Source organism: Pseudomonas sp. B3(2017), assembly GCF_002113595.1.
GTDB lineage: Bacteria > Pseudomonadota > Gammaproteobacteria > Pseudomonadales > Pseudomonadaceae > Aquipseudomonas > Aquipseudomonas ekonensis.
Map to the genome: position 1 here is coordinate 100,561 of NZ_NEIU01000017.1, position 18,583 is coordinate 119,143.

Sequence of the window (18,583 nt, forward strand, 5' to 3'; positions counted from 1 at the left end):
GGATCATTCGATCCCGCCTTTTTTATCGCTCCGCCAACGCCTCCAGCAGATCCGCCGAAGGCACAAAGAACAGGCTGCCGGTGACCGCCGTGCTGAAGTCCAGCAACCGATCGTAGTTGCCGGGCGGCTTGCCGACGAACATGTTTTCCAGCATCAGTTCCAGCGGCTCCGGCGAACGCGCGTAGCCGATGAAGTAAGTACCGAACTCCCCCGCGCCGGGCCGACCGAACGGCATGTTGTCGCGCAGGATCTTCACCTCTTCGCCATCCTGGGTGATTGTCGTCAGCGCGCTGTGGGAATTGCTCGGCTTGACCGAATCGTCCAGCTCGATATCGGACAGTTTGGTGCGGCCGATCACCCGCTCCTGGGCCTCGACCGACAACTCGTTCCACGCCTTCATGTTGTGCAGGTACTTCTGCACCAGCACATAACTGCCACCGCTGAACGCCTGATCTTCATCGCCCACGAGGGCGAAATGCTCGGCTTTGCGGCCGACCGGGTTTTCCGTGCCATCGACAAACCCGATGATGCTGCGCATATCGAAATAACGGAAACCCTGCACTTCGTCGGTCACCGTCACGGCGCCGTCCAGCGCGGACATCAACTGCGTCGCCAGCTCGAAACACAGATCCATCTGGTCGGCCCGAATGTGCAGCAGCAGGTCGCCCGGCGTGGAAACGGCGCGCCGCCCTTCTACCCCGAACTCGCGAAAACCGTGCAAGGATGCCGGGCGCGGACCGCCGAACAGACGATCCCAGGCGTTGGAGGAAAACCCGCAGACGCAAGACAGGTTGCCCGAGGGAACGCGCTTGCCGACCGAGCGCGTCAGCCCCGCGACGTCGGCGCACCAACCGCGCACGGTGTCGGCGGCCTCAGCCCCGGCGTTGAGGGTCGCCACGATGAATATGGCGGCACTGGTGATCGGGCTGCAGACGGCTTGAGGATCTGGCGTGTCGATGATCTTGGCTCCCGGAGTGGTGGACTGGCTCGACAGCGAGGTTAGCAAAGAAGTGTTGTATTCCGACACTTCGCTATTTACGAACAATACCCACGAAATAAACGATTTTTCTTTGTCGGAAGGCTCCCACTAGCATGGCCCCGTCCACCCCGAAAAACATAAAGACAGGGAGAACGGCATGCAACCCATCAACATCGGCGAGCCCTGGATGTGGGGCGCCTTCATTGTCTTCGTCCTCGCCATGCTGGCCCTGGACCTGTTCGTGTTCGGCGGGCGCAAGGCCCATCGGGTGTCGGTGCGCGAAGCGTCAGGCTGGGTGATCGCCTGGTGCGCGCTGGCGCTGGCCTTCGCCGGGCTGCTCTGGTGGTACCTGAACGGCGAGTTCGGCCCTGAAATCGCCAAGGTCAAAACCCTGGAGTTCCTCACCGGTTACCTGATCGAGCAATCGCTGTCGATCGACAACATGTTCGTGTTCGTGATGATCTTCGGCTACTTCGCCGTGCCGCCGGAGCTGCAGCGTCGGGTGCTGCTGTACGGCGTGCTCGGGGCCATCGTGATGCGCGCGGCGATGATCTTCGCCGGCGTGTGGCTGGTGTCGCAGTTCGCCTGGCTCTTGTATGTGTTCGGCGCGTTCCTGATCGTCACCGGGATCAAGATGCTGATGTTCGCCGAGCACCAGCCGGACCTGGACAAGAACCCGCTGCTGCGCTGGGTGCGCGGGCATCTGCGCATCACCCACGGGTTTCACGGCGAGCGTTTCTTTGTGGTGCAGAACGGCGTGCGCTGGGCCACGCCGATGTTCCTGGTGCTGGTGCTGATCGAGGCCAGCGACCTGATGTTCGCGGTCGACAGCATCCCGGCGATCTTCGCCGTCACCACCGACCCGTTCATCGTGTTCACCTCGAACATCTTCGCGATCATGGGCCTGCGGGCGCTGTATTTCCTGCTGGCGGACATGGCCGACCGCTTCCATCTGCTCAAGTACGGTTTGGCGCTGGTGCTGGTGTTCATCGGCGGCAAGATGACGCTCATGCCGTGGTTCCACATGCCGGTGGAATGGTCGCTGGCGGTGGTGGGCGGGGTGATTCTGCTGTCGGTGGTCTTGAGCCTGATCGTCAGCCGGAGCAAGGCTGCCGCCGAGCCGGATGCCCGGTGATTTGCGTTGTGGTGAGGGCGTTTGCTCCCTCACCACACACAAGCCCCGCTCTTACTTGTCGGACTTGATGCTCGTCCACACCCGCGTGCGCACCCGCTCCAGCTTCTGCGGCAGCGGCTGCACCACGTAGAGCTTCGCCAGCGCCGCAGGGGTCGGCGTCAGGTTGGGGTTTTCGGTGATGTCCTTGTTGATCAGGGCCATCGAATCCTTGTTGGCGTTCGGGTAGCCGAGGAAATCGCTGATCGGCGCGATCACCTTGGGATCGAGCAGGTTGTTCAGGAACTCATGGGCCTCGGCCACGTTCTGCGCGCTCTTCGGAATGGCGAACGTGTCGAACCAGATCGGCGCGCCCTCCTTCGGCAGGCGCCAGTCGACCACCACGCCGTTGCCCGCCTCCTTCGCCCGGTTGCCGAACTGATAGAAGCTGCCCGAGTAGCCGATGGCCACGCAGATGTCGCCGTTGGCGATGTCGGTCATGTACTTCGCCGAGTTGAAGTAGGTGACATACGGCCGAACCTTCAGCATCAGCGCCTTAGCCTTTTCGTAGTCATCCGGGTTCTGGCTGTTCGGGTCCAGCCCCAAATAATGCAGGGCCAGCGGCAGGATCTCCGACGGCGAATCGAGCATCGCCACGCCGCAGGACTTGAGCTTTTCCATGTTCTCGGGCTTGAACACCAGATCCCAGCTGTCCACCGGCGCATTCTCACCCAGCGCCGCCTTGACCTTGGCCGGGTTGAAGCCGATCAGCACCGTGCCGTACATGTAGGGCACGCCGTATTGGTTGCCGGGGTCGTTGGCGTCCAGCAGCTTGAGCAGCGCCGGATCCTGGTGTTGCCAGTTCGGCAATTTGGACTTGTCGAGCTTCTGGAACACGCCGGCCTTGATCTGGGTGTCGAGGAACTGGTTCGAAGGCACCACCAGGTCGTAGCCGGAGTTGCCGGTCAGCAGTTTCGCCTCCAGGGATTCGTTGGTGTCGAAGGTGTCCCAGGTCACTTTGATCCCGCTGTTGGCAGCGAAATCCTTGGGCACGGACGGCAGGATGTAGTCCGCCCAGTTGTAGACCCGCAATTCGCGCTGTTCGGCCTGGACGGCGCTGGCCAGCAGCGTCAGCCCGCACACGGTGGCGCCCAGCATGCGTTTGATCGTGACCATGGTTGTTTCCCCTGAAGCGGCGTGAGTTCGATGGTTTTGTTGTTCTGTACACGGCAGCGGCTGATCGTCAGCCAAGGGCAAGGTGTTGCGGCATCCTGTTGTTCTTGTCGGTTGCGTCCGATTCTTGCCGACGGCGCTGGCCGGGCACAGTGGCCGGTTGGCCAAAAGGGGATCGAAACGGCCAATTTGAGTGACCGCCGCAGTGCGGAAACGACAATGCCCGGCGTAGGGCCGGGCATTGCGGGTGAGGCGCTTGCGGATCAGTCCGTGTAGCTGAACTGCGCCCGCCCGCTGCGCTGTGGCTGGCTGCGGGTCGCCAGGCAGTAGTACAGCGGGCAGGTTACGGCCAGCCCCACCAGCCACGACAGGTCCGCGCCGTCCACCAGATTGGCGTAAGGCCCGACGTACAGCGACGTGTTGGCGAACGGCAGCTGCACCAGGATGCCGATGAAGTAGGCGATGATCGCGTGCAGGTTGAAGCGCCCGTAGAGGCCGCCGTCGGCGCGGAAGATCGACGCGATGTCGTAGCGGCCGCGCTTGATCAGGTAGAAGTCGATTAGGTTGATCGACGCCCACGGCACCAGCACCAACAGCAGCGCGAGAATCAGGCCGATGAACTGGGAAATGAAGTCCGCCGACGCGCCCAGCGCCACCACACAGCAGCCCGCCAGCACCACGCTCGACAGCGCCACACGTACCTTGACACTCGGCGTCCATTGGCTGGCGAAGGTCTGGATCGAGGTGATGATCGACAGCACCGCGCCGTACAGATTCAAGGCGTTGTGGCTGATGATGTTGAGCAGGAACAGCACCATCAGGATCGGCCCCAGCCAACCGGTGGAGAGCTTGACCGCCGCCATCGCCTCGGTGCCTTCCGGCGCCGCCAGCACGGCCACCGCACCGAAGGCGAACGACAGGATCGTGCCCAGCGTCGCCCCCAGGTAGGTGGCGAAGAACGGCTTGGCGATGCCGATGTCCGCCGGCAGGTAACGCGAATAGTCGGACACGTAAGGCGAGAAGCTGATCTGCCAGATGATCCCCAGCGACACCGTGGCCAGCCAGCCGGACAGGTTGAAGCTGCCGCGGGTGAAGAAGTCCGCCGGCAGGTCATGGGCGAAGATGTAGAGGAACCCGGCCAGCAGCGCGCTGCCCATCACCCACGTACCGATGCGGTTGAGGGTATGGATGAAGTTGTAGCCGATCACGCCGATGGCCGTGGCGCCGAGGGCCCCGATCAGGATGCTCAGCGGCGCCGGCACCGACGGCGCGATGCCGACGATGGACTTGCCGGCCAACACGATGTTGGAAATGAAGAAGCCGATGTAGATGACCGCCGCGAAGAACACGATCAGCAGCGCGCCGTAACGGCCGAACTGGCCGCGGCTCTGCACCATCTGCGGAATGCCCATGCGCGGCCCCTGGGCCGACGCCAGGGCGATCACCAGGCCGCCGATCAGGTGCCCCAGCACAATCGCCAGCAGCCCCCAGAACAGATCCAAGTGAAACACCTGAACCACCATGGCGCCGGTGACGATGGGCAGCGGCGCGATGTTGGTGCTGAACCACAGGGTGAACAGGTCGCGGGCCTTCCCGTGGCGTTCCGCGAGTGGGACGTAGTCGACCGTGTGATTCTCGATCAACGGATCTTGCCGGGACATCTGGGACATATGCATGAACTCGAGCTTGTCTGTTTTTATCTTTGTATGAAGCCAAACCAGGAGGGATTCGCCGCCCATCCTGAGCGAACACCATATTATGGTATTCCAACATTTACACAAGACTGATCCGCTGTTCGGCGCGTCATCTGATCCGCCATCCTCCCTGATCCCAAACCCCTGCGGCTACGGAAAAGCCCCGTAAACCCTGAGTTTCCGACGAAAGCGCCGCGTTTATCGTTTCATCAAAAAAGCGCTTGCAAACGATGTATTACGGTATACCATCAGACCCACAAACACATAAAAACCGCGTCACCCCATCCGAGGATCGTCCAATGATCGATGCCGCCCTCTACAAACAAGTCATGGGTTCGTTTCCGTCCGGCGTAACCGTCATCACCACCCTGGATGACGACGGCCAGATCGTCGGCCTGACCGCCAGCGCCTTCAGCTCGCTGTCGATGGATCCCGCCCTGGTGCTGTTCTGCCCCAACTACAGCTCCGACTCCTACCCTGTCCTGATCAAGAGCAAACGCTTCGCCATCCACGTGCTGTCCGGCGGCCAGCAGAGCGAGGCCTACGCGTTCGCCCGCAAAGGCAAGGACAAGGCCCAGGGCATCGAATGGACGTTGAGCGAGCTGGGCAACCCGATCCTGGCCAACGCCACGGCTATCATCGAATGTGAGTTGTGGCGCGAATACGAGGGCGGCGACCACGCCATCATGGTCGGCGCGGTGAAGAACCTGATCGTGCCCGAGCAAGACGCAGGACCGCTGGTGTATTGCCACGGCAAGATGGGCGCCCTGCCCGTTTTCGCCTGACCCCAACCGGTTGCCGTTAAACAGGCCCGACAGCGACCGGCCAACAACAAGAGATCCGAGGTAGCGTCATGAAATTTTCCCTGTTCGTACACATGGAACGCTGGGACGAAAGCGTCAGCCACCGCCAACTGTTCGAAGACCTGACCGAACTGACCCTGATGGCGGAGGCCGGCGGTTTCAGTACCGTGTGGATCGGCGAACACCACGCCATGGAATACACCATCTCGCCGAGCCCGATGCCGCTGCTGGCGTACCTGGCGGCCAAGACCACCACCATCCACCTGGGCGCCGGCACCATCATCGCGCCGTTCTGGCACCCGCTGCGGGTGGCCGGCGAATGTGCCCTGCTCGACGTGATCAGCAACGGCCGGATGGAAGTCGGCCTGGCCCGCGGCGCCTATCAGGTGGAGTTCGACCGCATGGCCGGCGGCATGCCCGCATCGGCCGGCGGCCAGGCCCTGCGGGAAATGGTTCCGGTGGTGCGCGCCTTGTGGCAAGGCGACTACGCCCACAACGGCGACATCTGGAAATTCCCGACCTCCACCAGCGTGCCGAAACCGGTGCAGAAGCCCAACCCGCCGATGTGGATCGCCGCCCGCGACCCGGACTCCCACAACTTCGCCGTGGCCAACGGCTGCAACGTGATGGTCACGCCGCTGATGAAGGGCGACGAAGAAGTCGTCGACCTGAAGAACAAATTCCAGGCCGCTCTGGACAACAACCCCGGCGTGCCGCGCCCGCAACTCATGGTGCTGCGCCACACCCACGTGCACACCGCTGACGATCCGGACGGCTGGAAAGTCGGCGCCAAGGCCATCTCACGCTTCTACCGCACGTTCGACGCGTGGTTCGGCAACAAGGAAGTCCCGGTCAACGGCTTCCTCGCCCCCAGCCCGGAAGAGAAATTCGCCGGCCGCCCGGAATTCGAACTGGAAAGCCTGCACAAGACCGCAATGATCGGTACGCCGGAAGAAATCATTCCGCGGATCAAGTACTACAAGGAGCTGGGCGTGGACGAGTTCAGCTTCTGGTGCGACAACAGCCTGCCCCACGCGGAGAAAAAGAAATCGCTGGAGCTGTTCATCAAGCACGTGGTGCCGGCGTTCCGCTAAACACCCCGGCTATTGAACCCGACACATGAAAACGCCCCGACATCGTTCGGGGCGTTTGCGTAGGGGGCCTGAATAATTTGCGCTGGGATCAATCGACACCCTGACCGGAATCGACCTCAAGACTGACCGGCTCAGGCAAAAAGAAGCGCGCGGTCAACCGTTTGCCTATGGCAACTCGACCATCACAACTTGCGCGGAACCTTTGGGTAGCTCCAAAAGATATTTCCATCCTTCGAGCACTTTACGCCACTCCTGAAGAGTAAACCTGCCCTCAGGCTGACCCACCCAGTCATCGTTGACCAGAATATCGACTTGCACAGCGCTCGCATCAATGTTCAGCAGAACATCATTGCCACCATCGCTGACGGACTCCTGCTCGCCTGTCTCTACCGACTCAATGGCAGTCAGCAATCGATCGCAATCCTTTGGGATCTGAGCGATCGCACTGAGAACACTGCAGACATAGAGCTCGTAGCGCGACGCCTCTTCATCCGTTGAAACCACTTCAGCTACCGCATGGAATATCTGCCCGACTTCAGGATAGGTTCCGCCTGGCTGATGATAAAACTTGAGCTTCATGAACATCCTCGACAATCAAGGCTTATTAAGAACGTGGACACATCGATTAAATTGCTTCCCACTTCAAATAGATATGCCCCTTTCTCTACAGCCTCAACATTAATGAAGACGTCCCGACATTGTTCGGGGCGTTTGCGTTGGGATTCTGAATCAGTGGCGCGGGGATCAATCGACACCCGGACCGGAATCGACCTCAAGACTGACCGGCTCCGGCAAAAAGAAACGTGCGGTCAGCCAGCACGTGGCCGTCGAGACAGCAAACAGCCCGGCCAACTCCAAGGCATATTCCAGGCCATTCCCCCGTGGGTCATCCCGGGAAACGGCGACCACAAACGGAACGACCCACAACGTGGCGACACAGGCGCCCACCAACGCAACCATCGCACAGGTTCGCACCGTTCTCGTCACTTTCAGCCCCGTAATCACCGAAGAGAAAAGCAGAAACGGCACGATGAAAATCAACAGCGCCAGCACGGGCGCGAGGAACGGCATCAACATCAGCTCCGGCCCCATCTCACCGATCAGCCTCGGGTTCATGGCCAGATGGGCAACCGTCGCAACGGTCTTGACGATCCCGGCGACGAAGCCAGGGACCAACGGGCACAGAAGAAAGGCCAGGAATACCTTTAGGCGGGGGTAGTTCGAATGGTGCAATGAGAGAGTTCCGTTTGCTCTGGTCAAGGTCGGCGATTCAGATCGTGGGCGCGTTAACGAATAAAGGGTGAAAAGGGTCAGGTTTATTGAATTGATCATCGCATTAAATAGATTCGTCCCCTTTCTTTCGCTGCTTAGTATGTAAAGTTTATCTTCACTTGCTCGCCTTCGCGATAAGACAAGACAAAGGACGCCCACGGCTCGCCACGAGCAGTTGCATTTCCATGTAGCTGCTCTACCAACGCATAAATTTTTGAAATATTGAAATCGGTTTCAGCGCTCCAATTTTCTGATCCATCTTTTTCAACGGCAAGTTCAGTCTCCATATAGTTTCCTCCCCACTCGACATTGTATCGAAAGGCATCATAACCGTGGATTATCCTGCCTCTACCAGTTCAAAAACTTTTTGGACGAGTTCGAAATCTTGCGTAAGCATACTATTACCTCCAGCTTTTCACACATCCTTGCTTACTTAACCAATCAATCAGAGGGCGCGATTATTTCAGTTTTTCTCTATATACGTATCCCTCTGGGATCTCTGGCCAACCCGGTTCTAGGATAAAGGCCTCCAGATCGTCATGGATATCCCTGAAAAAAAACGATAATTCCTTGAGACGTATACAAGAGCGCAGCAGTGCCACTCGCAACATAACGTCATCTCGGCTCTTTTTAGCGGATGCCGCATTAGACATATTGCAAAAGACGTAATCCAGCGACTCCGACAGTTTATCATCCCAGTTCATTCCGTAATCAGCCTCTGAGCTGTCACCATCGAAACTACCTGACCTCTCCTTAATCGTCTGAATAATCAGACTTTTCACCGATTCAAAGTTATTCATTTCAGTTTCCTTTTCCACCCGTAACCCCTCATTTCCAGTTCCAACCCAAGCAAGGTATTTTCCTATCAGCACTTGAACTTAACTTTTACTTACTCTCCCTCACAAGATCCCCACCGGCACCAACCATTCGCTCCACTTAAGCAATAAATACTCCATGATCACCGACCACCGACTACCCTTTTTCAGACTTTTACACTCCCTTGCTTGTTTAACCTACTGATCAATCAGAGCGCCGATCATTTCAGTTTTTCTTTATATACATATCCCTCTGGGACCTCTGGCCAACCCGATTCTAGGACAAAGGCCTCCAGATCGTCCTGGATATCCCTGAAAAAGAAAAACAATTCCTTGAGACGTATACATGAATTCATCAGTGCCACTTTCAACATAACGTCATCTCCACTCTGTTTAGCGAATGCCGCATTAGACATATTGCAGAGGACGTACTCCAGCACTTCCGACAGGTCTTCATCCCAGTTCATTCTGTAATCAGCTTCTAGGCTGTCACCATCGAAACTACCTGACCTCTCTTTAATCGTCTGGATGATCAGGCTTTTCACCGATTCAAAGTCATTCATCTCAGTTTCCTTTTTTCCGCCTTGGCTTTATCCGTCTTGTCTTGATTCACCGAACCATCAAAATTCAACACAAGCCTCACATCGTTAAATTTGTCGAAAACCTCAAGGTGATCATTATGAGCATTATCAAGATAAATCTGGTCGCCTTTCCTTAATGGCGGATTCTTCGAAGTCACTTCGTAGACAGGCTGCCCTTGAACTCTCTTCGATGTTTTTCGTGTGGCATCGGCTAATTCTGAGCCGAACCCAGGCATACTGAAGAAATCCTCCATTTTTTATTTTTTGAATATCAGGCCGAACAGGAGGCGATGCTGGGTCAGAACCAAACCCGTTACCACCAACTAAACTCCAACTTTACACAGCAAAACATTATCACTTGAAAATTGAACAGCGCCATCTATAACTGACAGACAGCCATCAGACTCAACCACACTAAACCCGCAGTCGCCAAAATCCAAATACACTCCAATGCAACCTTCATCGACACCGCTCAACCTGTATTCATACACCGCCAAAATCTTCAACCCCAGAAACTTATCCAACCCATTCAACGACTTAATAGGGTACGCAAAATCATCATTTATTTCCGACAACTCCAGCAATTCCGGATCTGAATCCAACGCTACAAACTTTAATACTCCTTCGCCAATCGTTAGAGATACCCACCCAGAAATAGAAACCTTAAAAAACAATACTAAAAACTCACAAACCAAACTTCCACTCAGAAAAAACGAGCGAAACCTGACATCACGCAACAATTCATTAATCAGCACAGGATTTCGCCCCCATATTAAAACCTGGATGACTTTTCTGGAATCAATATATCAAACTCATACTTTCCGCCCGGCAACACTCGCAGACTTACGGTGCTATTCGTCTTGGAGCTGTATACATGAATTAGATCGTAACCTCCTCGAACAGTTGAGCTGGGGATCAGTGGACTCACAGAGGTGGCGTTCTCCAAAGTTTCTTTAACTGTCGCTTTAGCCTGTTCTACCCCAGCCCTACTTCTTTCATAGGGTAACCGACCTTCACCAATTTTTGCTCCAAGCTTTTTGTTAAGGTTAGTCGATTGTGATGCAATGAAATCATCTATCTCTCCAAAGCCAGGAATCTTCTGTATGCCTTTTGGACTCTTTTTCCTGGTGACTTCCACTACCCGACCGCCAGCCTTGGCGCCAATCGACTTGAATTCACCTAACACAGCATCAATCAAAAACCGTGAAGCGACAACCTGTCCATCGCCATCGAGAGGGTAGTCCTTGTTCCCTTTGGCGTGTTCGATCTTCGCAAGCTCATTGCTCGCGTCCAGGGCTTTAATCTCTTCCTCTGTGTTTCTTCCGGTAAAAAACACGGTCAGATTGAAGGCCGCTTTTGATTTGTACTCCTCAATCTGCTCGCCAGCGGCCAGATTCATGATGCCGTTCGCAGCCAGGTTCAGTGCAAACTTCATCGGCCCCACTATCGCCTGCGCACCGATGGCAACCGTCTTCATCTGCTCCACCTTGTCGGCAGGCAAGGTACTGGCATTAAATAGATTCGTCCCCTTTCTTTTTCGGTGGGCGACAGCGGGTTGCCGCCGCTCTACCCCAAGTAGCCCGGACTACTCAAAGAACCAGACGAAAGGCGCTTTTCAGACAAGCCCGAACGCTGCTTTGTAGGCATGATTCAGCTCGACCGCTTCGAGCTCCCTGTAATCGGCGGACAAACCGGAGCCCAGGAGCAGTCCGGTTGCGTTGCTGTAGGCGGCATACACACTCCCGGCCCATTGATCGTCATCAAGGCTGAACACTTCAATTGACGGGCTGCTGTATTCCGTTCCGCACCACGCGATGGTGGCGCCCAGACTGACGAACCACGCCAGCGAGCGCTCAATCAGCGAAGGCCACTCGCTGTCGGAAGGCCAGGCGAGAATCCTGACCTCCACCGAAAGATCGCTCAGGGAGGCATCCTCCCATAACCGTGGATTGAACTGCGCCCGCCCCTGCCAGATGGCCTCGAATGCCGCCAACCGGTTGGCGAATTCAGACGAAAAGCCTTGTGACCAGTAACCATAAAATATCAGGCCACTGACTTCATCCTGACAAACATTGCCGGTAGCCGGATCCTTGTCGCTCCAGAAAATTCCGAGACATTCAGCCGTTTTCATAATCCAAAATTCACCATTTGCTGAGGTGTTGGCTGAATAGCCGTCACGAGATCACCTACCTTGATCTTTCCTTTCGGCTCTTTCGCAACGTAAATTACCACATCCTTGCCATCGATCTTCCCGTAGTACCCCTTCACCGCCTGCCCACCCTGGGACATGACGTGATCGAAGGTCTTTGTCGGGTTGGTCAATACGTTTTCCGCGATTTCCCTGAAACTTTCCCTCGCGGCTTTCGAACCGGCATTGGCGGTGATGATGCCCGCGTCAATCAAGTGTCGTGCCGAATGATCCACACGTGAGAGATTGGAAAGGGCCAAGGCTGTCGTTTCAGGCGAAAGACCGCCCGCCTGCTTCGCCAGGTCCGCGCCAAACTTTTTCTCCAGCGCGTCCAGAGTTTCTTTGCTCATCTCTCGACGGGGAGTTCCGTCCAGAGGGCCTTTTTTGTCCACGATCTGGAGGATTCGCCCACCGCTCTTGATGCCGAGCGCCTTGAACTCACCCAATACGGCGTCAATCAGGAAGCGCGTCGCGACCACATAATTGTCACCCTCAAACTCGTAGTTGGGATTGCCCTGTCTGTGCTGCTCTTTCGCGTAGTCGTTGTCCTTCTTCAGAACCTCCTCGTCGCCTTTCACAATTTGTGCCGCCAACGCAATCGCAGCCGCTTCTTTCAACTCATCGATCTTGTCGCCATAAGCGGCGTTGAGCAGACCGTTGGCCGTCATGGCAAGCAGGAACTTCATCGGCCCCATGACCGCTTGTATGGCGATGGCTGTAGCTTCAACTTTCTCCGATGAGAAGTTTTTGGTAAGCCGGATCAGTCCCACCACTTTGTCCAGAGCGACTTGCCCGCGCGTGGCCAGTTGCCCCTCGATCTCGGTCGCCGGCAAATTGATTACGTTCGGATCAGCCGGCATCTCGGACACGGCAATGTTCGGGCACGTATTGTCTTCTTTGCAGCTCTTGACCCGACTTTCGTAATCCGCGGCCTCTTTCGCAAAGTCCGCAAGCTCCGTCAGGACATTTTCAGGCAAGGCATCGATCTGATCAGGACTGAGTCCTTGTCGAACAAAGTTCTTGGTGATCGCAAGCGCCTGCTCATCCCCCAGTTCCTTACGCAGCGTTGGGGAAACGTCGTTGATATCGACCAGTTGCGCATTGATCGCCTGATTGAGGTTGTTCAGGAAGTTGACGCTGGCCTCGGCCTGCTTGCGCATGTTTTCCGTGAAATGGGTGGCGTTTTTTTCCCATTTATCCAGCGTGTCGAACGGGTGTCTGATCGCATCGATAGAGCTGCTGCTCACATACAGATCCGTACGATGTTCCTCATCCTTGGTAATCTCGTACGCCTTTTTCACGTCACGATTGAGACCCGCCGTAGAATCCTGCCCGGTGACCTTGTCGTTGCGGACGGTGATCTGGCCGGCGCCCACCGTCGCGTTCAGAGTCTGCTCACGATCCTTGTCGTACTTGTACCCCTCCACTGCCCAGCTGTTTTTGTCATCACCTTCCATGCCTTTGTTCGGCTTGTCGGTCTGGGCGTTGCCATTGGAGCTATAGCTGCCGCTGACATTCAGGTAGTAACTGTGCTCGTTGTCCTTGCCGGTGATGTTGCGGAAACCGAGAGTTCCGGTATCGAGCTTCAGATTGCCGTTGTCGGCGGTTATGACCGAGCCGTCGAGTTGGGTGTGATCCTCTGTGCGGATATCGACCTTGCTCTTGCCGCTGATGACAGTCTGGTTTTCGACCCAATTGGTTTTCCCGGTGGTTCTGCCATAACCCACCGAACCACTTGCACCGCCAAACGAACCGGTAACGCTCAAGTCGAACTCTTGCCCACTGACCTTTCCGGTGTTGGGTACTGACGATACGGCCAGGTTGCGACCAACGACGCCAGTGACCTCATCACCGCGCAAGGTCGCACCTGCGATGGTGGTATCGCGCTTGCTTTCGAAGGTCAGTTTGTTGCCGGCGTAAAGGTAGGCCTCCTGTTGTTCGACCCCCTCGCGATTGAGATCGCCGATGCCGATGTTCGCCGAACCATAAATGCCGAATCCGTCCTGACCGAGCATGATCCCGCCTTCGGCTCCCCAACTGCGACGGTCATTGGAACTGCTGTGAGCGTTTTGTGCCGACAGAATATTGAGATCGTTGGCGGCCTTGAGCGTGATATCCCGCTCGGCAGTGACCTGGGTTCCAACCAGCGTCAGGTCGTTTTTCGCATCGAGGGTGATGTTGCCGCCGGCATTCAGCTGAACTGGCGTCGAAGTCTGCTCTTCGCGCTGCGGGTGATGATCTCGAAGCGGTCGACGTTGCTCGCGTTCAGGCCCTCGCCTTCGATGGCGACGCTGCCCTGGTCGACCTGGAAGCGGTCGAGGCGCCCGTTGTCCAGCACCGGCTTGCCGGTGGTCAGCGTGACCCGCGGTGCGTTGATGAAGCCGCAGCCGTTGCAGGTGATGCCGTAGGGGTTGGCCACGATCACCCGCGCCGACTGCCCCGCCACCTCGGTGTAGCCGCGCAGCTGGCTCGGGCTACCGCCGACCACTTCGTTGAGGATGGTCTGGGCCGAGCCGCTGTTCTTCAGGTTCGGGTTGCCGATGATGTGGCCGCCCAGTTGGGTGGCGGCGGTCTGGGTGGCCGCGTTGTTGAGGATCACCCCCTGGGCGCCGACGTTGTAGTCGTTGAACTGGTTGTGCGACAGCCCCGTGCCGTTGGGCGTGGCGATGTTGACGATCGGCACGCCGTTGCCGGCCCGGTCCAGCCCGGTGCCGGGGTTGGCCACCACGATCCCGTCCGCCTGCGCCCACAACGGCTGCCAGAACATGACGTTCGCCAGCAGGAACGCCAGCCCGCGTTTGGGCATGCCCAAGAAGCGCTCGCGCGGAATGACGGCAGCAGCGGGTTGGCCGGCCAGGAAGGTCAGTTGGCGAATGTCCATGTCAGGGTCTCGGGGCAGGCGGCGGTCAGATGAAGAAGTCGAGGCGGAAATAGATCGGCGCTTCGCGCTCAGGCAGCGCGTCCGGGCGTTCCAGGGAATGGGCGAAGGTCACCGTCGCGGCGACGTGCTGGCCACGGGCGAACAGCTCCAGCGAGTTGCTCGACATGCGGCCGTGCTGGTCGCCGTTGTAGCGGTCGCGCCGGATCACGCCCTGGTCGTAGCCGAGGCTGGTGCCGTATTCGGCGAACACCGGGCGCAGCCATTCGACGTCGACCGGCCGCGTCCAGCGCAGGTCGTTGCGCCAGTAGCCGCCGCTGTCGCCGGACAGCGACTGATCCTTATAGCCGCGGATCGACGACAGCCCGCCGAGGCTGGTGCGCTGCGGGCTGAACAGCACGTCTTCGCTGCGCTGGCCGGTCATCAGGCTGCTGAAGCTCAAGGACTCGCCCCACAGCTTGAACGGCTGCAGGTAGCTCAGGGTCGCGGTGTACTTGCGGTAGCGGGCGTCCGGCTCGCCGGGGCCCGGGTCGTGGCTGCCCTGGGCGTCGAAGGCGCCGATGCCCTGCTGCACGCCCGCGTCGAAGTTGACGAAGGCGCCGCCGATCCGCCGGCCGTGGTTGAAGCCCAGTTGCGCCTCGCTGATGCGGTTGCTGCTCAGGCGCAGCTTGCTGTCTTCGATGAAGTTGTTGCTGCGCAGGTAAGACAGGCCGCCGCTGAGGGAAGTCTTGCTCACCGAATCGCGGTGGATCACCCGCTCGGCGTGCAACTGATGGTTTTCGCTGTCGCCGGTCTGCTTGAAGTTGTAGCCGTTGGCGGCGATCTGCGAGCGGTACTCGCTCTGGCTGTAGGTGTAGCTGAAGTTCCACCAGCCCCACGGCACGCTGTAGGACAGCATGGCGTTGTTGGAGGTGTGCTGGTGGTCGGTCATCGCGTCGTGGCCGCCGCGCAGCGACAGCTGATCGGCCAGGCCCAGGGGGCTGTCCCAGTCGAAGGTGGTGCCCCCCTGCTGCTCGCCGGTGCTGCGCTGGCCCTCGTTGCTGCGCGACAACCCCGCCCGCCACGGTTTCTGCGGCGTGTTGGTGACCAGCACCTCGCTGCCGCCGACGTTCTTGCCCGGCGCCAGCTCCATCTTGGCCTGGTTGGACGGCAGGCGGTTGAGCTGGTCGACCATCTGCTCGATCTCGCGCAGGTTGACCAGCTCGCCGCTCTTGCCGGGAAACGCCATGGCCAGCTCGCGCTCCGAGAGCCCACTGCTCTCGGCGCCCTTCAGGCCTTCGAGGCGGCCCTCGACCACCAGCACCTTAAGGTGCCCGCCGGACAGATCCTGCTGCGGCAGGTAGGCGCGACTGGTCACCAGGCCCTTCTCGATGTAGCGGTCGGTGATGACCTTGAGCAGCTCGTTGAGCTGCGGCACGCCCAGGCACTGCCCGATGTAAGGCTTGAGCAACCCGGCCTTCTCGCCCTCGGACAGGCTGTCGGCGCCCTTGAGCTCGATGTCGTCGATCTGAAAGCAGCGGGTGTCGGCGGGCGCGGCAGGCTTGGCCGGCTCGGCCGACTTGCCCGGCAGGTCCTTGAGCTCCTCCAGTCGCCGCTGCTGCTCTTCGAGCAGGCGGTTCTGGCGGTCGCGGATCAGGTCGGTGTCGCCGGGGGTGGGGGCAGCGAAAGCAAGTGGAGAAAGGCACAGCAAAGCTACGCCCAGTCTCGCCGCGAGGGCAGATGGGTACATGTTCGATCCCTCGAGACAGAAAATGATATCAAAATGGTGGCGCATCATAAGGAGCCACTATTCTGGCGTCAATTAGCCGCTTGACCGTCTCAGTATCGCCGACGAACGGTTGCGGCGAAATCGTCCGACTCCGACAGGGATGCAGGATGTTTCCCGGATCGAACGGGGAAAAACGGCCCCTCGGGACTGCGAATTTTCCGGCGAGGAGCCTTCCCGCCGGAAACTTAGCACCTGCGTACAAGAAGCCGCCGCGCTTTGCGTGGATAGTGATCGCTGCCTTCCTCTCCTCCCCTCGAACACAAGGAGTTTCCATGAGCACGTTCCTGACCCAAGACGGCACCGAGATCTACTACAAGGACTGGGGCAGCGGCCGGCCCGTCCTGTTCAGCCATGGCTGGCCGCTGGACGCCGACATGTGGGAATACCAGATGGAGTACCTGAGCAGCCGCGGCTACCGCACGATCGCGTTCGACCGCCGTGGCTTCGGCCGGTCCGACCAGCCGTGGAACGGCTACGACTACGACACCTTCGCCGACGACATCGCGCAGTTGATCAACCACCTGGACCTGCGTGACGTGACCCTGGTCGGCTTCTCCATGGGTGGCGGCGACGTCAGCCGCTACCTCGCCCGCCATGGCAGCGCGCGGGTGTCCGGGCTGGTGCTGCTCGGCGCGGTGACGCCGCTGTTCGGCCAGAAGCCTGACTTCGCCGCCGGCGTCGGCAAGCCGGTGTTCGACGGGATCAAGGCCGGCCTGCTGAAGGACCGTGCGCAGTTCATCGCCGATTTCGCCGCGCCGTTCTACGGCACCAACAAGGGCCAGACGGTCTCCGACGGCGTGCTGACCCAGACCCTCAACATCGCGTTGCTGGCCTCGCTCAAAGGCACCGTGGATTGCGTCACCGCGTTCTCGGAAACCGACTTCCGTCCGGACATGGCCAAGATCGATGTGCCGACCCTGGTGATCCACGGCGACGACGACCAGATCGTGCCGTTCGAGACCACCGGCAAACTGGCCGCCGAGCAGATCAAGGGCGCCGAACTGAAAGTCTATGCCGGCGCGCCCCACGGCTTTGCGGTGACCCACGCCCAAGCGCTGAACGAAGACCTGCTGGCGTTCCTCAACCGCTGAGTGCGGTCTGCGACTGATCCGTTTTCCTTCCTTTTCGGCCGGGTGCTCCCGGCCTTTTTTTGCCTACTTGACCAGGCGCTTTTCCTTGGACGGCCGGTAGCCGAAGAACGCGCTGTAGCATTTGCTGAAATGGCTCGGCGACACGAAACCGCAGGCCACCAACACTTCCATCTGCGACAGCTCCGTGTGCTGCAGCAGACGCCGGGCCTCGGTGATGCGCAGTTCCAGGTAATAGCGCTGCGGGGTGGTGCCCAGTTGCTCCTTGAACAGGCGTTCGAGCTGGCGCCGCGATCGTCCCGCGTAGGCCGCCAGTTGCTCCAGCTCCAGCGGTTCCTCCAGGTTGGCGTCCATCAGCTTGACCACTTCGCGCAGGGGCGCGCTGACGCAGATGTTCTCGCTCGGCTTGATCCGCCGGTAACGGGATTCCTCGAACGCGAGGATGTCTTCGATGCCCTCGACCAGCGCCTTGCCGTGCAAGCCCTTGATCCAGTCCAGCGCCATGTGGAACGCGCCGGAGGGGCTGGAGGCCGTGAGGCGGTCGCGGTCGATCACGTAGGGTTCGCTGCTGACCTGGGTCGCCTTGCTGATTTCCGCCAGCGCCGGGCGGTGTTCCGGGTGGATGGCGCAGCGGTAGCCGTCCAGCACCCCGGCCTTGCCGAGGAACCACGCGCCGTTCCACAGCCCGGCCAGCACCACCCCCTGGGCGGCGGCGGACTTGATCAGCTGGATGAGTTCTTCGCCGGCCTTGAGTTCGGTGCGGTAGCCGCCGCAGATCACCAACAGGTCCAGCGCCTGGATCGACGAGGCGTCCAGACGCTCGTCCGGGCGGATCACCAGGCCCAGGTCGCTGATCACTTCGCCGTCGCTCAGGCCGAACGTGCGGGACGAAAACAGGCCGGGGCGCAGCAGGTTGGTGGTGACGATCGTGTCCAGCGTCTGGGTGAACGCCGGCAGGGAGAAATGCTCCAGCAACAGAAAACCCGTGCGGAGCCGGGAGACCGGCCCGTCCGGGTTTTCGTTGAGGTAGCGGAGGTTCTTGCCTTTCATGCCTCCGCTGAAGTGGCGACGCTCGATCAATTTGCGGTCCGCTCTGTGACATGGATGCACCCATGCTACCTGTCGGACGGGCGCGAACC

At 59.0% G+C, this 18,583-nt stretch carries 19 protein-coding genes and 1 pseudogene; 4 read left to right on the top strand and 16 right to left on the bottom strand.

Features of this window, described 5'->3' with window-relative positions; translation table 11 throughout:
* Positions 1–22: 22 nt before the first annotated feature.
* Entirely contained in the window at positions 23–1,006 is a 984-nt protein-coding gene (locus CAG33_RS22235; protein ID WP_371856135.1) for a Dyp-type peroxidase, read from the bottom strand.
* 130 nt (positions 1,007–1,136) lie between these two features.
* On the opposite strand from CAG33_RS22235, the gene CAG33_RS22240 reads away from it, so the two are divergent.
* The gene (locus CAG33_RS22240) at positions 1,137–2,114 is read left to right on the top strand and encodes a TerC family protein (RefSeq protein ID WP_085640558.1); all 978 of its coding nucleotides are present in this window, start codon (positions 1,137–1,139) and stop codon (positions 2,112–2,114) included.
* A gap of 51 nt (positions 2,115–2,165) precedes the next feature.
* On the opposite strand, the gene CAG33_RS22245 is transcribed toward CAG33_RS22240, so the two are convergent.
* Both CAG33_RS22245 and CAG33_RS22250 read right to left on the bottom strand, forming a co-directional pair.
* On the bottom strand, positions 2,166–3,266 hold the full coding sequence (locus CAG33_RS22245; protein ID WP_085586833.1) for a polyamine ABC transporter substrate-binding protein: 1,101 nt from the start codon (positions 3,264–3,266) through the stop codon (positions 2,166–2,168).
* Between the two features lie 260 nt (positions 3,267–3,526).
* The gene (locus CAG33_RS22250; RefSeq protein ID WP_085640560.1) at positions 3,527–4,933 is read right to left on the bottom strand and encodes a cytosine permease; all 1,407 of its coding nucleotides are present in this window, start codon (positions 4,931–4,933) and stop codon (positions 3,527–3,529) included.
* Between the two features lie 323 nt (positions 4,934–5,256).
* Between CAG33_RS22250 and CAG33_RS22255 the strand changes: the two genes are divergently transcribed.
* On the top strand, positions 5,257–5,742 hold the full coding sequence (locus CAG33_RS22255; protein ID WP_085640562.1) for a flavin reductase family protein: 486 nt from the start codon (positions 5,257–5,259) through the stop codon (positions 5,740–5,742).
* Between the two features lie 68 nt (positions 5,743–5,810).
* Positions 5,811–6,854, top strand: coding sequence for an LLM class flavin-dependent oxidoreductase (locus tag CAG33_RS22260; protein WP_085586836.1), 1,044 nt, complete (start codon positions 5,811–5,813; stop codon positions 6,852–6,854).
* A 165-nt stretch (positions 6,855–7,019) separates the two neighbouring features.
* Here the strand turns inward: CAG33_RS22260 and CAG33_RS22265 are convergent, their stop codons facing one another.
* From CAG33_RS22265 to CAG33_RS22315, 12 genes and pseudogenes are all read right to left on the bottom strand, one after another.
* Positions 7,020–7,433, bottom strand: coding sequence for a hypothetical protein (locus CAG33_RS22265; protein WP_085633362.1), 414 nt, complete (start codon positions 7,431–7,433; stop codon positions 7,020–7,022).
* Between the two features lie 165 nt (positions 7,434–7,598).
* Positions 7,599–8,087, bottom strand: a complete 489-nt coding sequence (locus tag CAG33_RS22270) for a hypothetical protein (RefSeq protein ID WP_085640564.1) — start codon at positions 8,085–8,087, stop codon at positions 7,599–7,601.
* Between the two features lie 134 nt (positions 8,088–8,221).
* Positions 8,222–8,413 carry a hypothetical protein gene (locus tag CAG33_RS28840; RefSeq protein WP_256576750.1) on the bottom strand — a complete coding sequence of 64 codons (192 nt, stop codon included), beginning with the start codon at positions 8,411–8,413 and terminating at the stop codon, positions 8,222–8,224.
* Positions 8,414–8,584: 171 nt separating this feature from the next.
* Positions 8,585–8,926: a hypothetical protein gene (locus tag CAG33_RS22280; protein WP_085640566.1), complete on the bottom strand. Its 342-nt coding sequence runs from the start codon at positions 8,924–8,926 to the stop codon at positions 8,585–8,587.
* 236 nt (positions 8,927–9,162) lie between these two features.
* Entirely contained in the window at positions 9,163–9,504 is a 342-nt protein-coding gene (locus tag CAG33_RS22285; RefSeq protein ID WP_085633318.1) for a hypothetical protein, read from the bottom strand.
* Positions 9,501–9,776 (bottom strand): hypothetical protein, encoded by a 276-nt coding sequence (locus CAG33_RS22290; RefSeq protein WP_085633315.1) that lies wholly within the window; start codon positions 9,774–9,776, stop codon positions 9,501–9,503. The genes CAG33_RS22285 and CAG33_RS22290 overlap by 4 nt, the downstream gene beginning before the upstream one ends.
* Before the next feature lie 69 nt (positions 9,777–9,845).
* On the bottom strand, positions 9,846–10,277 hold the full coding sequence (locus tag CAG33_RS22295; protein WP_085633313.1) for a hypothetical protein: 432 nt from the start codon (positions 10,275–10,277) through the stop codon (positions 9,846–9,848).
* A gap of 17 nt (positions 10,278–10,294) precedes the next feature.
* Complete coding sequence (locus tag CAG33_RS22300; protein WP_139833031.1) at positions 10,295–10,999, bottom strand: hypothetical protein; 705 nt, start codon at positions 10,997–10,999, stop codon at positions 10,295–10,297.
* Between the two features lie 138 nt (positions 11,000–11,137).
* Positions 11,138–11,653, bottom strand: coding sequence for a hypothetical protein (locus CAG33_RS22305; protein ID WP_085640568.1), 516 nt, complete (start codon positions 11,651–11,653; stop codon positions 11,138–11,140).
* Positions 11,650–13,905, bottom strand: coding sequence for a hemagglutinin repeat-containing protein (locus CAG33_RS22310; protein WP_139833030.1), 2,256 nt, complete (start codon positions 13,903–13,905; stop codon positions 11,650–11,652). The genes CAG33_RS22305 and CAG33_RS22310 overlap by 4 nt, the downstream gene beginning before the upstream one ends.
* Positions 13,906–13,928: 23 nt before the next feature.
* Positions 13,929–14,591: pseudogene (locus tag CAG33_RS28910) on the bottom strand (filamentous hemagglutinin N-terminal domain-containing protein); the annotation flags it as partial.
* A 25-nt stretch (positions 14,592–14,616) separates the two neighbouring features.
* Entirely contained in the window at positions 14,617–16,317 is a 1,701-nt protein-coding gene (locus CAG33_RS22315; protein ID WP_085640569.1) for a ShlB/FhaC/HecB family hemolysin secretion/activation protein, read from the bottom strand.
* A 311-nt stretch (positions 16,318–16,628) separates the two neighbouring features.
* Between CAG33_RS22315 and CAG33_RS22320 the strand changes: the two genes are divergently transcribed.
* Complete coding sequence (locus tag CAG33_RS22320) at positions 16,629–17,447, top strand: alpha/beta fold hydrolase (RefSeq protein WP_085586500.1); 819 nt, start codon at positions 16,629–16,631, stop codon at positions 17,445–17,447.
* Between the two features lie 63 nt (positions 17,448–17,510).
* Here the strand turns inward: CAG33_RS22320 and CAG33_RS22325 are convergent, their stop codons facing one another.
* Positions 17,511–18,494 (bottom strand): GlxA family transcriptional regulator, encoded by a 984-nt coding sequence (locus CAG33_RS22325; protein WP_085586498.1) that lies wholly within the window; start codon positions 18,492–18,494, stop codon positions 17,511–17,513.
* Positions 18,495–18,583 lie beyond the last annotated feature (89 nt).

Excerpts from the sequence above, each read along its gene's own strand:
- CAG33_RS22300 (WP_139833031.1), bottom strand. The coding sequence starts at position 10,999 with ATGAAGACGGTTGCCATCGGTGCGCAGGCGATAGTGGGGCCGATGAAG.
- CAG33_RS22325 (WP_085586498.1), bottom strand. The coding sequence starts at position 18,494 with ATGAAAGGCAAGAACCTCCGCTACCTCAACGAAAACCCGGACGGGCCG.
- CAG33_RS22285 (WP_085633318.1), bottom strand. The coding sequence starts at position 9,504 with ATGAATGACTTTGAATCGGTGAAAAGCCTGATCATCCAGACGATTAAA.
- CAG33_RS22245 (WP_085586833.1), bottom strand. The coding sequence starts at position 3,266 with ATGGTCACGATCAAACGCATGCTGGGCGCCACCGTGTGCGGGCTGACG.
- CAG33_RS22315 (WP_085640569.1), bottom strand. The coding sequence starts at position 16,317 with ATGTACCCATCTGCCCTCGCGGCGAGACTGGGCGTAGCTTTGCTGTGC.
- CAG33_RS22305 (WP_085640568.1), bottom strand. The coding sequence starts at position 11,653 with ATGAAAACGGCTGAATGTCTCGGAATTTTCTGGAGCGACAAGGATCCG.
- CAG33_RS22250 (WP_085640560.1), bottom strand. The coding sequence starts at position 4,933 with ATGTCCCAGATGTCCCGGCAAGATCCGTTGATCGAGAATCACACGGTC.
- CAG33_RS22290 (WP_085633315.1), bottom strand. The coding sequence starts at position 9,776 with ATGGAGGATTTCTTCAGTATGCCTGGGTTCGGCTCAGAATTAGCCGAT.
- CAG33_RS22265 (WP_085633362.1), bottom strand. The coding sequence starts at position 7,433 with ATGAAGCTCAAGTTTTATCATCAGCCAGGCGGAACCTATCCTGAAGTC.
- CAG33_RS22240 (WP_085640558.1), top strand. The coding sequence starts at position 1,137 with ATGCAACCCATCAACATCGGCGAGCCCTGGATGTGGGGCGCCTTCATT.
- CAG33_RS28840 (WP_256576750.1), bottom strand. The coding sequence starts at position 8,413 with ATGGAGACTGAACTTGCCGTTGAAAAAGATGGATCAGAAAATTGGAGC.
- CAG33_RS22255 (WP_085640562.1), top strand. The coding sequence starts at position 5,257 with ATGATCGATGCCGCCCTCTACAAACAAGTCATGGGTTCGTTTCCGTCC.
- CAG33_RS22260 (WP_085586836.1), top strand. The coding sequence starts at position 5,811 with ATGAAATTTTCCCTGTTCGTACACATGGAACGCTGGGACGAAAGCGTC.
- CAG33_RS22320 (WP_085586500.1), top strand. The coding sequence starts at position 16,629 with ATGAGCACGTTCCTGACCCAAGACGGCACCGAGATCTACTACAAGGAC.
- CAG33_RS22280 (WP_085640566.1), bottom strand. The coding sequence starts at position 8,926 with ATGAATAACTTTGAATCGGTGAAAAGTCTGATTATTCAGACGATTAAG.